This is a genomic window from Stenotrophomonas sp. JAI102, from assembly GCF_013409105.1.
GTDB lineage: Bacteria > Pseudomonadota > Gammaproteobacteria > Xanthomonadales > Xanthomonadaceae > Stenotrophomonas > Stenotrophomonas maltophilia_AA.
In genome coordinates, this window is sequence record NZ_JACCCI010000001.1 from 502,371 (window position 1) to 516,355 (window position 13,985).

The 13,985-nt window shown below is 67.2% G+C and carries 8 protein-coding genes and 1 pseudogene; 7 read left to right on the forward strand and 2 right to left on the reverse strand.

Features of this window, described 5'->3' with window-relative positions:
• The first annotated feature begins 29 nt into the window (after positions 1–29).
• The 4 genes from mtnA (at position 30) to HDC96_RS02355 (ending at position 7,240) form a co-directional block, all read left to right on the forward strand.
• Positions 30–1,091 (forward strand): S-methyl-5-thioribose-1-phosphate isomerase, encoded by a 1,062-nt coding sequence (mtnA, locus tag HDC96_RS02340; protein WP_179458577.1) that lies wholly within the window; start codon positions 30–32, stop codon positions 1,089–1,091.
• 246 nt (positions 1,092–1,337) lie between these two features.
• Positions 1,338–4,037 (forward strand): DNA gyrase subunit A, encoded by a 2,700-nt coding sequence (gene gyrA, locus HDC96_RS02345; protein ID WP_179458578.1) that lies wholly within the window; start codon positions 1,338–1,340, stop codon positions 4,035–4,037.
• Positions 4,038–4,181: 144 nt separating this feature from the next.
• Complete coding sequence (locus tag HDC96_RS02350; RefSeq protein ID WP_179458579.1) at positions 4,182–6,671, forward strand: membrane-bound PQQ-dependent dehydrogenase, glucose/quinate/shikimate family; 2,490 nt, start codon at positions 4,182–4,184, stop codon at positions 6,669–6,671.
• Between the two features lie 110 nt (positions 6,672–6,781).
• The gene (locus HDC96_RS02355; protein WP_257018562.1) at positions 6,782–7,240 is read left to right on the forward strand and encodes a DUF4952 domain-containing protein; all 459 of its coding nucleotides are present in this window, start codon (positions 6,782–6,784) and stop codon (positions 7,238–7,240) included.
• 20 nt (positions 7,241–7,260) lie between these two features.
• On the opposite strand, the gene HDC96_RS02360 is transcribed toward HDC96_RS02355, so the two are convergent.
• Positions 7,261–7,653, reverse strand: coding sequence for a DUF3037 domain-containing protein (locus HDC96_RS02360; protein WP_179458581.1), 393 nt, complete (start codon positions 7,651–7,653; stop codon positions 7,261–7,263).
• The gene (locus tag HDC96_RS02365; RefSeq protein WP_179458582.1) at positions 7,631–8,407 is read right to left on the reverse strand and encodes a HipA family kinase; all 777 of its coding nucleotides are present in this window, start codon (positions 8,405–8,407) and stop codon (positions 7,631–7,633) included. The genes HDC96_RS02360 and HDC96_RS02365 overlap by 23 nt, the downstream gene beginning before the upstream one ends.
• A 129-nt stretch (positions 8,408–8,536) precedes the next feature.
• On the opposite strand from HDC96_RS02365, the pseudogene HDC96_RS02370 reads away from it, so the two are divergent.
• From HDC96_RS02370 to HDC96_RS02380, 3 genes and pseudogenes are all read left to right on the forward strand, one after another.
• A pseudogene (locus tag HDC96_RS02370) lies at positions 8,537–11,008 on the forward strand (prolyl oligopeptidase family serine peptidase).
• Positions 11,009–11,144: 136 nt separating this feature from the next.
• Positions 11,145–11,591 carry a hypothetical protein gene (locus tag HDC96_RS02375; protein ID WP_179458583.1) on the forward strand — a complete coding sequence of 149 codons (447 nt, stop codon included), beginning with the start codon at positions 11,145–11,147 and terminating at the stop codon, positions 11,589–11,591.
• Between the two features lie 207 nt (positions 11,592–11,798).
• Positions 11,799–13,982 carry a patatin-like phospholipase family protein gene (locus HDC96_RS02380; protein WP_179458584.1) on the forward strand — a complete coding sequence of 728 codons (2,184 nt, stop codon included), beginning with the start codon at positions 11,799–11,801 and terminating at the stop codon, positions 13,980–13,982.
• Positions 13,983–13,985 lie beyond the last annotated feature (3 nt).

Below are 13,985 nucleotides of genomic sequence, written 5' to 3' on the forward strand. Positions count from 1 at the left end.
GTGCAACGGTGCGCCGTTACAATGGCCGCATGAACGCATCCACCGACATCGATTACGCCCGCTACGACCATATCCGTCCGATCCTGTGGACCGGCGAGAGCCTGCAGCTGCTCGACCAGCGCAAACTGCCGTTCATCGTCGAGCACGTGGAGTGCCGCGACAGCGACGGGGTCGCCGAGGCCATCCACGCGCTGACCGTGCGCGGCGCGCCCGCGATCGGCATTGCCGCCGCCTGGGGCGTGGTGCTGGCGGCGAACGAGGTCCAGGCCGATGACGGTGCGCAGGCCCTGCTGAAGCTCGAACCGGCCCTGCAGCGGCTCAATGCCTCCCGCCCGACCGCGGTGAACCTGGCCTGGGCGCTGGCCCGGATGCGCCGCGCGCTGGCCCCGGCCGGTGCCGACTGGCGCCAGGTGCTGGCCGCCGAGGCCCAGGCCATCGCCGAAGAAGACCTTGCCGCCAACCGCCACATGGGCGCACTGGGCGCCGGCCTGATCGACGCAGGCAGCGGGGTGCTCACCCATTGCAACACCGGCTCGCTGGCCACCGCCGGTTTCGGTACCGCCCTGGGCGTGATCCGCGCGGGCATGGCCCAGCACCGCATCGCGCGCGTGTTCGCCGGCGAGACCCGGCCGTGGCTGCAGGGCGCGCGCCTGACCGTGTGGGAGCTGCAGCAGGACGGCATCGACGCCACCCTGATCGCCGACTCGGCGGCCTCGCACCTGATGAAGACCGGGGCGGTGCAGTGGGTCATCGTCGGTGCGGATCGCATCTGCGCCAACGGCGATACCGCCAACAAGATCGGCACCTACCAGCTGGCCATCGCCGCCCGCCACCACGGGGTGAAGTTCATGGTCGTGGCGCCGTCCTCGACGGTGGACATGGACACCGCCGATGGCGAACAGATCGAGATCGAACAGCGCGACCCGGGCGAGCTCTACGGCGTGGGCGGCACCCGCACCGTCGCCGAGGGGATCGCGGCCTGGAACCCGGTCTTCGACGTCACCCCGGGCAGCCTTATCGATGCCATCGTGACCGAGCGCGGGGTGATCCTGAACCCGACGGTGACCAATATGCAGGCCGCCTTCGGCTGACCTGCTGCGGCGCGTGCCACGACGCGTGCCACGACCAATGGTCGTAGCCTGCCCGGGGGTGCGTCGCGCGGGTTGCCTCCCGGCAACGCCCCCGTAAGTTCCTGATTCTTGCCGGTAAAACCCCCGTAAAAGCAGGCGGAGAACGGCCCGCTGTGGTAGAATCCAACGGTTAATCGAGATTCCGGCGCAACCGCCCCGAAAGGGCGGCCGCGACGGACTGGACCGCTACCAGACAACGGAACCCGAATGGCAGAAACCGCCAAGGAAATCATCCAGGTCAACCTGGAAGACGAGATGCGCAAGAGTTACCTCGATTACGCGATGAGCGTGATCGTGGGGCGCGCACTCCCGGATGCGCGCGATGGCCTCAAGCCGGTGCATCGCCGCGTGCTGTTCGCGATGAGTGAACTCAACGCGCACGCCAACAAGCCTTACTTCAAGTCGGCCCGTATCGTCGGTGACGTCATCGGTAAGTACCACCCGCATGGCGATCAGTCGGTGTACGACACGCTGGTGCGTCTGGCACAGCCGTTCTCGCTGCGCTACATGCTGGTCGATGGCCAGGGTAACTTCGGTTCGGTCGACGGCGACTCCGCCGCCGCGATGCGATACACCGAAGCCCGCATGTCCAAGCTCACCCATGAGCTGATGGCGGACATCGACAAGGAAACCGTCGATTTCCAGCCGAACTACGACGAAAAGGAACTGGAGCCGACGGTCATGCCGACCCGGTTCCCGAACCTGCTGGTCAATGGTTCGGCCGGTATCGCGGTGGGCATGGCGACCAACATCCCGCCGCACAACCTGACCGAGTCGATCAACGCCTGCATCGCGCTGATCGACAACCCCGAGATCGACGTCGACGGCCTGATGGAGTACATCCCGGGCCCGGACTTCCCGACTGCGGGCATCATCAACGGCACCGCCGGCATCGTCGCCGGGTACCGGACCGGGCGGGGCCGTGTGCGCATCCGCGCCAAGGCCGAGGTCGAAGTGGCTGACAACGGCCGCGAATCGATCATCGTCACCGAGATCCCGTACCAGGTGAACAAGGCCCGGTTGATCGAGAAGATCGCCGAGCTGGTCAAGGAAAAGAAGCTCGAAGGCATCAGCGAACTGCGCGATGAGTCCGACAAGGACGGCATGCGCATCTTCATCGAGATCAAGCGTGGCGAGTCGGCGGAAGTTGTGTTGAACAACCTCTACCAGCAGACCCAGATGGAGTCGGTGTTCGGCATCAACATGGTGGCGCTGGTCGATGGCCGCCCGCAGTTGATGAACCTCAAGCAGATGCTCGAGGCCTTCGTGCGCCACCGCCGCGAAGTGGTCACCCGCCGCACCGTGTTCGAGCTGCGCAAGGCGCGTGCGCGTGCGCACGTGCTGGAAGGCCTGACCGTCGCGCTGGCCAACATCGACGAGATGATCGAACTGATCAAGACCTCGCCGAACCCCACCGAAGCGCGCGAACGAATGCTCGCCCGCCTGTGGGAGCCTGGCCTGGTCGGCTCGATGCTGGGCGCCGCCGGCGCCGAAGCCTCGCGTCCGGATGATCTGCCCAAGGGTGTGGGCCTGCTCGAGGGCGGCTACCAGCTGACCGAGATCCAGGCGACCCAGATCCTGGAAATGCGCCTGCACCGCCTGACCGGGCTGGAGCAGGACCGCCTGACCGACGAGTACAAGCAGCTGCTGGAAGTGATCGCCGGGCTGATCGAAATCCTGGAAGATCCCGACCGCCTGCTGCAGGTCATCCGCGAAGAGCTGATCAACGTGCGCACCGAGTTCGGCGATGACCGCCGCACCGAGATCCGCCACAGCGAAGAAGACCTGGACATCCTCGACCTGATCGCCCCGGAAGACGTGGTGGTCACCCTGTCGCACGCCGGCTATGCCAAGCGCCAGCCGGTCAGCGCCTACCGGGCCCAGCGCCGCGGTGGCCGTGGCCGCAGCGCGGCGTCGACCAAGGAAGAGGATTTCATCGAGCAGCTGTGGCTGGTCAACACGCACGATACGCTGCTGACCTTCACCAGCGCCGGCAAGGTGTTCTGGCTGCCGGTGCATCAACTGCCGGAAGCCGGGTCCAACGCCCGTGGCCGCCCGATCATCAACTGGATTCCGCTAGAAGCCGGTGAGCGGGTACAGGCGGTGCTGCCGGTACGCGAATATGCCGAAGGGCAGTTCGTGTTCTTCGCCACCCGCAACGGTACGGTCAAGAAGACCCCGCTCAGCGAGTTCGCCTTCCGTCTGGCGCGCGGCAAGATCGCGATCAACCTCGATGAGGGCGATGCGCTGGTCGGCGTCGGCCTGACCGACGGTGAGCGCGACATCCTGCTGTTCGCCTCCAACGGCAAGACCGTGCGCTTCGGTGAGGACAAGGTCCGCTCGATGGGCCGTACCGCGACCGGCGTGCGCGGCATCAAGATGCCCAAGGGCGAGGAAGTGGTCAGCCTGATCGTGGCCGAGAGTGCCGGCGGCAGCGAAGACGAGAACGAGGATGAGAGCCTGGTCGACGAGACCGTGATCGACAGCGGCGATGCCGTGATCGAGAACGGGGCTGACGACGACAACGCGCTCTACATCCTGACCGCGACCGAGAACGGCTACGGCAAGCGCACCCCGCTGCCGGATTACCCGCGCAAGGGCCGTGGCACGCAGGGCGTGATCGGCATCCAGACCACCGAGCGCAACGGCAAGCTGGTGCGTGCGGTGCTGATGGGGCCGCGCGACGAAGTGCTGCTGATTTCCGACGGTGGCACCCTGGTGCGTACCCGTGGTTCGGAGATCTCGCGCGTCGGCCGCAACACGCAGGGCGTGACCCTGATCCGTCTGTCCAAGGAAGAGAAGCTCCAGGCGGTCGAACGCATGGATGCCTCGCTGGACGAGGGTGTGGAAGAAGATGCACCGGCGGCCGTCGAGGCCAGCCCGGTGGTGGCACCGCCGGAGGCGTAAGCCCCCTGCGGGAGTCACACGGAGAACGCCGGCGCATGCCGGCGTTTTTCGTTGCAAAGAACGCGCAACGTTCACGACCCCGGTGGGATAAGAGCCGCGGGGCCGGCAGCAACGTCGGCGATCTTCGCGCTTCAGGAGAAACCGATGTCCACCACGACGCAGACCCGCCACCCCCGCCATTGGCTGGTGGCCGTGCTGGCGATTGTCATTCTGTTGCTGGGCGTTGTATTCACCGCAGGGGGCGCCTGGCTCGCCAGCCTCGGTGGTTCCTGGTACTACGTCCTGGCCGGTATCGGTCTGCTGGTCTCCGGCGTGCAGCTGTGGCGGGGCCGCTACAGCGGTGCGCTGTGGTTCGCGCTGGTGTTCGTCGGCACGCTGCTGTGGACGTGGTGGGAGTCGGGCAGCAACTACTGGCGCTGGGTGCCGCGCCTGGGCCTGATCGTGGCGATCGGCTTCGTGCTGTCGCTGCTGCTGCCGACACTGGATCGTCCGGTCTCGCGCAAGGTCTCGCGCGGGATCGCCGGCGTACTGGCCCTGGTGTTCGTGGCGGCCTTTACGCTCGCCTTCGTGCCGCACGGTGTCACTGCCGCGGAGGGCGCGTTCCCCGAACCGATGACCAGCACCGGCCTGACACCGACCGCCGATGCGCCGCTGCAGCCGGCCGACCGCCCGGTCGATGCCGATTGGGCCGCCTATGGCCGCAACAACGCCGCCACGCGCTTCTCGCCACTGCAGCAGATCACCCCGGACAACGTGGGCAAGCTTGAGCAGGCCTGGTTGTTCCGCACCGGTGATCTGCCGGAGAAGCGCTGGGGCGCGGAAACCACGCCGCTGAAAATCGGCGACAGCCTGTATCTGTGCACCGCCCGCAACCAGCTGGTCGCGCTCAACGCCGCCGACGGCACCGAGCGCTGGCGCTACGATCCCAAGATAAAAGACAAGTCCATTCCGTACACCGCGGCCTGCCGTGGCGTCTCTTATTACGAAGTGCCGGCCACCGCGCAGGATGCTGCATTCAATGACGTCGCAGCGGACCTGGCCGTCCCGAGTGGCGTGCCGGTGCTGACCCAGGTGCCGCGTGGCGCCTGCGCGGCCCGCATCATCGAAGGCACCCTGGATGGCCGCCTGATCGCGGTCGACGCCGCGACCGGCAAGCCGTGCACAGGCTTCGGCAACAACGGCCAGGTCGACATCACCGTCGGCATGGGCGCCAGCCCGGCCGGCTATGTCTCCATCACCTCGCCGCCGGCGATCGTGCAGGGCGTGATCGTCACCGGCCACCAGGTCCTGGATGGCCAGCGCCGCGACGCGCCCTCCGGCGTGATCCAGGCCTACGATGCCGTCACCGGCAAGCTGCGCTGGGCCTGGGACATGGTCCGCCCGGAACGCACTGGCGCACCGCCGGCGGGTGAGACCTATACCCGCGGCACCCCGAACATGTGGACCACCGCGACCGGCGACGACGAACTCGGCCTGGTCTACCTGCCGATGGGCAACTCGGCCGGCGACTACTGGAGTGGCTCGCGCACGGAGAACGAGAACAGATACGCCACGTCGCTGGTCGCCATCGACGTCAACACCGGCAAGCCGGCCTGGCACTTCCAGGCCGTGCGCAAGGACGTCTGGGATTACGACATGGGCTCGCAGGCGACCCTGATCGACTACCCGACCGCCGCCGGCAAAGTCCCGGCGCTGCTGCTGCCGACCAAGCAGGGCGACATGTACATCCTCGACCGCCGCACCGGCAAGCTGCTGACCCCGGCCGAAGAGCGCAAGGTGCCGACCGGCGGCGTCGAGCCGGAGCAGCGTTCCCCGACCCAGCTGTTCTCGCTGTACCACACGCTGCGCAAGCCGGACCTCACCGAGCGCGACATGTGGGGCATGACCCCGATCGATCAGCTGGTCTGCCGCATCCAGTTCCGCAAGGCCAGTTACGAAGGTTTCTACACCCCGCCGACCGCGGACCGTCATTCCATCGAGTATCCCGGTTACAACGGCGGCTCGGACTGGGGCAGCGTGGCCGTGGATCCGCGTCGCGGGGTGATCGTGGCCAACTACAACGACATGCCCAATTACAACCGGCTGGTGCCGCGCGAGAAGGCGGACAAGCTGGGTTGGCTGCCGCGCGAGGACGTGACCGCCGACAAGGGCGGCGCGGAAGGTGCGGGCGATCCGCAGGTGGGCACGCCGTACGCCATCGACGTCAACGCCGGCTGGCGCCTGCCGTTCACCAAGCTGCTGTGCAAGGAACCGCCGTACGGTGGCATCCGTGCCGTCGACCTGCGTACCGGCAAGACCCTGTGGGATCGCCCGTTCGGCAGCGCCCGCGGCAACGGCCCGTTCGGCATCCGCTCCGGCCTGCCGATCGAAATCGGCACGCCCAACAACGGCGGCTCGGTGGTCACTGCCAGCGGCCTGATCTTCATCGCCGCGGCGACCGATGATCTGCTGCGTGCGATCGACCTGAAAACAGGCAAGGAACTCTGGCACGCCAAGCTGCCGGCCGGCGGTCAGGCCAACCCGATGATCTATGCGTTCGGCGGGCGCCAGTACGTGGTCATCATGGCCGGCGGCCACCACTTCATGGAAACGCCGGCGGGCGATTACGTGATCGCCTACGCGCTGCCGAAGTGACATGCGATGCGCCTGCTGGATCGAATAGGATGACGCTCCGTTGTTGACGTCCGCCGAATCCGATCATGAGCAAACCAACACGCAGGCGGACACAGGGCGTCCTCCTTTGCATGCTGTTGCCGCTGGCCGCCATTGCTCACTCCGAGGTAAAGGCGCCGCCCGGCGCCATGGCCGAGTGGGAGGCCCACGGCCGCGCTGAAGGCTTGGCGCGACCGGACACCCCGTGCCAGGATTTCCTGGCGGCCCTGGGCCGCAAGCCGGACAGCCTTCACTACCTGGGCTGTGACAAGGACGACGATTCCTACCTCAAGCCGATGACCGCCCGCTACGCCGTGAGCGGCGCTGCCGCAGCGGAGGTGGAAGCCTATCTGCGGCAGCGCTTCGACATGCCGGCACTGGTGTACGTCTGCTGCGGTTGGGGCAGCGAACCCCACGCCTGGCGCGAAGGTCCGGACGGCGTGAGGTACGACATCGGCATGGGCGTGGAGTCACCGTCCTTCCCGCGCGAGCACTGGGACCGGATACCGTCGTTCGGCGTCACCGTCGGCGTGCTCAGGCAAAGCCCGTAGTGCGGCACCGCCCAGGGGGGCTACCGCGGAACGCGCACCATCCGGTTGAGCAGATGCTCGACCACGCCTGTCGGCTCCGCCGTGCGCCCGACATGCGTGCTCGACATCTGCACCACCGAGCTGCGCTTGGCGGTGAGGAAATGGAAGCGGGCGCGCGCAGGCAATTGCGCGATCGGCCCGGCGGTCGCATCACCGCGGCAGATCGCCACGATCGCGTCCAGCCAGGGCCGCAGTCCTTCGATATCCAGTGACGGGGCAAAGGCACGCAGCCGCTCCAGATCCAGCTCGATCGCCGCTTCCAGGTGCTTTGCGCCCGGGCACGACACGATCACCCCGACGTTGATGAACTCCTCGCGCTCGACGCGGGGCACCACGCGGATCACCGCATAGTCATAGGTGTGCAGTGTGGGCACGGACGGCCTCCTGTACAAAAGCCGCGCGTACGCGAAGGCGCTGTTGCAGGTAATCGATGTACGCCTGGCGGTAAGCGGTCGGGCTGTCGAAGGCGGGTTCGTCCACCAGCCAGCTGTCCGGCACCAGGCCGACGATGCGCTCGATTTCCGCATCCGGCAGCATCACCGCGAGGTCCGAATCCACTTCGGCAATCTGCGTGGCGAACGGCAGCAGCACATGATCACGGATCAGCACGAACGGCTTCGTGCAGGCCTCGCCGGCACTGGCCCAGTCGTGATGGAAATACATCGCTGCGCCGTGGTCGATCAGGTACAGCTTGCGATGCCAGACCATCAGGTTCGGATTGCGGGCGGTGCGGTCGACGTTGCTGGTGAACGCATCGAACCACACGATCTTCGAGGCAAGCGCCGCATCGGGCTGCATCGCGGCCGGGTCGTAGTTGATCGCGCCGGGCAGGTAATCGCTGCCCAGATTCAGGCCTTCGCTGGCGCGGATCAGGTCCTGGATCTCCGGGTCCGGTTCGGTCCGCGCGAACTCGCGGTCCAGCTCGACGAACAGGATTTCCGGAATCGGCAGGCCGAGCGTGCGGGCGATCTCGCCGGCGATCAGTTCGGCGATCAGCGCTTTCGGTCCCTGGCCGGCGCCCCGGAACTTGAGGACGACCATGCCGTCGTCGTCGGTCTCGACCACGGCGGGCAGGGAGCCGCCTTCGCGCAGCGGGGTGACATAGCGGAGGGCGTGCACGGTTCGCATGGGACATTCTAGCCGGGCTTTGCGGTGTCGGGCGGGTAGCCCTTCCGGCCCATTCCCATCGGCCCAAGCGGTGCTAGATTCGGGCCATGCCCCTGTGCGGGCACTCGTTGACACTGCAAGGGGATAAGGATGCTGATTCGTCGTACCTCGTTGGCTGCGGCCGTTGCCGTCGCCACCCTCGGCCTGCTGCTTGCCGCACCGGCCTTTGCCGGTTACGCCACGCCGCCGGAACACCTGCTCAAGGTGCTCAAGGCGCCGCCGCCGCCGACGCCCAGCGTCGACCCCACCGGCCAGCGCCTGTTGCTGACGACGGTGCAGACCTATCCGTCGATCACCCGCGTTGCCCAGCCGTACCTGAAGCTGGCCGGCGTGCGCCTGGAGCCGAAGAACCGCAGCCGCCACGACACTCCGGGTGGTTACGGCATTCCACCGTGCGTCGGTGACTTCACCGTGGTGGAGACCCTCAGCGGCCGCTCCACCAAGGTCTCCTTGCCCAGCGGTTGCGCCGGCATGGCGCTGTGGTCGGCCGACGGTCAACGCTTCGCGTTCCAGAATGTGGTCGATGACAGCGTGCAGTTGTGGATCGGTGATGCGGTCAGTGGCCAGGTCCGCCAGGTACCCAACGTAGCGCTCAACCCGATCTTCGGCAGCACCGTGCAGTGGCTCGGTGGCAGTCAGCAGCTGCTGGTCAAGCTGGTGCCTGCCAAGCAGGGACCGGCGCCGAGCGCCGAAGGTGCGATCGGCCCGGACATCCAGGAGTCGCTGGGGACGGCGGGCGAAAGCAGTACTTACGAAGCCCGCGATACGCTGACCAGTGCCCATGATGAAGCGCTGTTCGCCTATTACGGCCAGTCGCAGCTGGCGGTGGTGGATACCGCCTCCAACACCGTGCGCACCGTCGGTGCCCCGGCGCTGCTGGACAGCATCGGGGCCGCCCCGGATGGCGTGCACGTGCTGACCAAAACACTCAAGGCACCGTTCTCGCATGCAGTGACCTATCAGCGTTTCGCCAATGACGTGGCCGTGCTGGATATCGCCAGCGGCCGCAGCACGCCGATCGCCAGCTTGCCGCTGGCCGACCGCGTGCCGGTGCATGGCGTGCCGGAGGGTCCGCGTGATTTCGATTGGCGCGCCACCGAGCCAGCCACGCTGGTCTACGCCGAGGCGCTGGACAAGGGCGACTGGAAAGTCACCGTCCCGCACCGCGACCGCGTGCTGATGCTCAAGGCCCCGTTCACCGCCAAGCCCACCGAGATCGCCCGCACCGCGCAGCGCTTCGAAGGCCTGGCCTGGACGGCGCAGCCCGACGTCGCCTTCCTCGACGAGAACGACGAAAACCGCCACTGGCGCCAGACCCGCATCGTCAACGTCGACAACCCCAAGCAGGAAGGTCGCCTGCTGTGGGATCTGTCCAGCGATGAGCTCTACGAGGATCCGGGTAATTTCGTATAGGAGCGCCTGCCCAACGGCGCCTACGTGGTGCGTCAGGAAGGCAACACGGTCTTCCTGCGCGGGCAGGGCGCTTCGCCGCAGGGCGATCGTCCGTTCCTGGATGCGCTCAGTCTCCGCAGCCTGAAAACGGAGCGTCTTTTCCGCAGCGATGCCGATGCCTACGAGCAGTTCATCGGCTTCAGCGCCCTCCCGGGCCACCTCATCACCTGGCACCAGTCGGTGACCGATGCGCCGAATGCGTTCGTGCGCCTGCTGGGCGAGGATGTCGCCGACGCCAAGCCGGGCGAGGCGCAGTTCATGTCCAAGCCGGCCGCGCTGACCCATCTGGTCGACCCTACCCCGGAAGTGCGCCAGATCAAGAAGCGCCTGGTGACCTACACGCGTGCCGACGGCGTGGACCTGTCGTTTACCCTGTACACCCCGCCGGGCTACAAGGAAGGCCAGCGCGTGCCGGCGATCCTGTACGCCTACCCGGCCGATTTCGCCAACGCCGCGCAGGCGGGGCAGGTGTCCGGTTCGCAGCAGACCTTCACCCGCCTGGCACCGTACCGGCTGATGCTGCTGGCCGGTTACGCGATCATCGACAATGCCTCGTTCCCGATCGTCGGCGACCCGAAAACTGCCTACAACACGTATCTGGAACAGCTTGAGGCCGATGCCAAGGCCGCGGTGGACAAGGCGGTGGACCTGGGCGTGGTCGACCGCAACCGGATCGGCGTCACCGGGCACAGCCATGGGGGCCTGATGACCGCCAATCTGATCGCGCATACCGACCTGTTCAAGGCCGGCGTGGCCACCAGTGGTTCCTACAACAAGACCTTCACCCCGTTCGGTTTCCAGAACGAACGCCGTTCGGTGTGGCAGGCACAGGACGTGTACCTGAAGGCCTCGCCGTTCTTCTACGCCGACAAGATCAAGCTGCCGCTGTTGCTGGTCCACGGCGAGGATGATGCGAACCCGGGCACCGAGCCGTTCCAGTCGCGCAAGCTGTTCCAGGCGATCCGCGGCAACGGGGGCACCACGCGCCTGGTGATGCTGCCGCACGAACCGCATTGGTACACCGCGCTCGAATCCAACGAGCAGCTGGTGTCGGAAATGCTGACCTGGTTCGATACCTATGTGAAGAATGCGCCACCGGCCAAGCGCTGAGGCGATGCGTCGGTAGCGTCGGCTGTCATTCGGCAGCACCTTGCATTAGACCAACGGCCGCCCGTCATGGGCGGCCGTTCGTGCATCCGCGACCGGCCGCGGCCTTACACTGCCGGAAAGGCACAGGGACGTAAGCATGGAGATACCAGCTTGGGGACCGGCGGTCAGCGGTGTCGTCGGCGGCATCATCGCAACGGGGTTGGTGGCGTACTGGGCGAGGGGATTGCAGACGCACTACCGTGGCTGGTCCCGGGCCGCGCTGCGGCGCCGTCACCGCACCACGATCCGGGCCGCCAACACCCTGTTCTTCGCGGGATTACTGGGGGGCTTGGCCCTGTACCCGCTGGGTGGATTTGCCAGCAATGATCACCGCCCCGCGTTCCTCGGCTTCGGGCTCGCCTCGCTGTTGCCCCTGCTGGCGCTGATCGTCATTCCGTTTCTGACCGGCCGGAACATACGGGAGGCGTTTGTCGCTTTCGCGGTTGGCCAGGGGGCGCCGGTGTGGGCCACCTGTCTGCCGCTGGCTGGCGGCCTCGTCTGTCTGGCCGTGGCGCTCGTGGGCTTTCTTCCCAGCGGCAGTTGAGATGCCGGCCCCAGGTCCGATGGGTGGACCTCGTCGGGCCCGGCAGGCAAAGTGCGCTTCAAGGGGATGACGGGTAGGGGAGCGAGGGATCGAATGCGGCAGACACAAACACAAACCACCGACAGGGCCACGCGGCGTGCTTGCAGCCGCTGGCTGTTTGTCCTGGCGGCGCTGGTGTGCGCCCCACTGTTGGCGGCTGCGCAGACCGTGCCAGCGTCCGTTGATTCCGCACCGCAGGATACCGACCGTCCCCGCACCTGCTTGGTGCTCGGCGGTGGCGGTGCCCGCGGCGCGGCCCATATCGGTGTGCTCAAAGTGCTGGAGCGCGAGCGCGTGCCGATCGACTGCATCGTCGGCACCTCGATGGGCGCGGTGGTCGGGGGCCTGTATGCCTCCGGCTACACCGCCGATGAGATCGAGGCGGTGCTGGACCGGATCGACTGGGCCGAGGTGCTGCGTGACAAACCGCCACGCGATGAGCGCAGCATGCGTCGCAAGGAAGATGACCTGCGCCTGCTGGGCGGCGTCGAAGTCGGCCTGAGCAACGGCAAGATCGCGTTCCCGCAGGGCCTGATCCAGGGCCAGAAGCTGGAGATGCTGCTGCGCCGCCTGTTGCTGCCGACCTGGCAGGTGCGCGATTTCGACCAGCTGCCGATCCCGTTCCGGGCGATTGCCACGGACATCGTCAGCGGCGAGAAAGTCGTGTTCGCGCAGGGCGACCTGGCCTTGGCCATCCGCGCGAGCATGTCGGTGCCGGGCGTGTTCGCGCCGGTCCGCTATGAGGACCATCTGCTGGTCGATGGCGGCGTGGTCGACAACGTGCCGATCGATGAAGCGCGCCGGCTGGGCGCGCAGCGGCTGATCGTCTCGCGGGTCGGCTCGCCGCTGATGACCGAGGCGCAACTGGATTCGCCGCTGGCGATCAGCCACCAGATGGCCAGCGTGCTGATGCAGCGCGAAGTACTCGCGCAGCTGGCCACGCTGGGGCCGCAGGATCTGCTGATCACACCGCCGCTGGGCGACATGGGCAGCCAGGATTTCAACCGCTCGCCGCAGGCGGTCGGCGTCGGTGAGCAGGCCGCGCAGGCCGAGGTGGCCTCCGTCCGGCGCTTCCAGGTGGACGACACCCGCTACGCCGCGTTCCAGCGCCAGCATCGCCCGCCGGCCTACGAGACGCCGATCGTGGCCTTCATCGATGTGCTGCACGACAGGACGCGCACTGCGCGCTACATCGAGCAGCGCCTGCAGCCCGAAGTGGGCCAGCCGCTGGAACCGGACCGCGTCGAGCAGAAGGTGGCCACTGCGTACGGCGAAGGCCGCTACCAGCAGGTGCAGTGGCGGCTGGAGGAGCGCGACGGGCAGCAGGGCCTGGTGCTCGCACCGCAGGACAAACGCTGGGGCCCGGATTTCCTGCATTTCGCCCTGCGCCTGTCCGATGATTTCGACGGCAGCAGCAACTACCAGCTCATCACCGAGCTGACCCGCACCGGCCTCAGCGAGCAGGGCGCCGAGCTCAAACTGCGCGTCGGGCTGGGCGAAGTGGAAGAGGCGTTCGCCGAGTATTACCGGCCGTTCGGCAGTAGTGGCCGGCATGCGCTGTCCACCTATGCCAAGTACCGCGCCACTGATCTGGACCTGGCGCTGATGCGCGGGGGCGCACTCGCCGAGTTCCGTTACAGCCAGTGGCTGGGTGGACTGCGCTGGGCGTATTCGCCACATCCGGATTGGGAAATCGCGCTGTTCGGCGAGCGCGGCCGTGAGCGCCTGCGCCTGGACGTCGGCAACCCGACCGAGCTGGGCAATTATCGCGCGGACATGGGCAGCGTCGGCTGGCAGCTGCGCCACGATTCGATCGACAGCTCGGCCTTCCCCAGCCGCGGTCAGCGCCTGTCGCTCACGCGGCAGCACTATCTCGATGCACTGGGCACCGACAACTCGGCGGCGGTCACCCGGGTGCAGTGGGATGGCGCGTGGGCGCAGGGCCACAACCGCTGGCTGGGCGGCGTGCGCGCCACCTCGGCACACGGCGGCGATGATCTGCTGGCCACCTATGGCTTCCTGGGCGGGCTGGGCAATCTGTCCGGCTATCCAGAGGAGGCCATCTTCGCGCCGCATACCGCGCTGGCACGGGTGGTGTATTACCGCCGCGTCGCGCATGCCGACTCCCTGCTGACGATTCCGCTGTACGTCGGTGGCAGCGTGGAGTGGGGCGGCTTCTGGCAGCGCCGCGAGGACGTCAACATCGATGGCATGCAGACGGCGGGCAGCGTGTTCGTCGGTGCGGATACGTTCCTGGGGCCGGTGTTCCTGGGGTATGGGCGCGCGCAGGGCGGACACGACTCGTTCTATTTGACCTTCGGCTCACTGCTGCGGACGCTGGATGGGTTCTGAGCT

Bases quoted from the DNA above. Each gene is read 5' to 3' on its own strand.
- mtnA (WP_179458577.1), top strand. From the start codon at position 30: ATGAACGCATCCACCGACATCGATTACGCCCGCTACGACCATATCCGT.
- gyrA (WP_179458578.1), top strand. From the start codon at position 1,338: ATGGCAGAAACCGCCAAGGAAATCATCCAGGTCAACCTGGAAGACGAG.
- HDC96_RS02350 (WP_179458579.1), top strand. From the start codon at position 4,182: ATGTCCACCACGACGCAGACCCGCCACCCCCGCCATTGGCTGGTGGCC.
- HDC96_RS02355 (WP_257018562.1), top strand. From the start codon at position 6,782: ATGCTGTTGCCGCTGGCCGCCATTGCTCACTCCGAGGTAAAGGCGCCG.
- HDC96_RS02365 (WP_179458582.1), bottom strand. From the start codon at position 8,407: ATGCGAACCGTGCACGCCCTCCGCTATGTCACCCCGCTGCGCGAAGGC.
- HDC96_RS02375 (WP_179458583.1), top strand. From the start codon at position 11,145: ATGGAGATACCAGCTTGGGGACCGGCGGTCAGCGGTGTCGTCGGCGGC.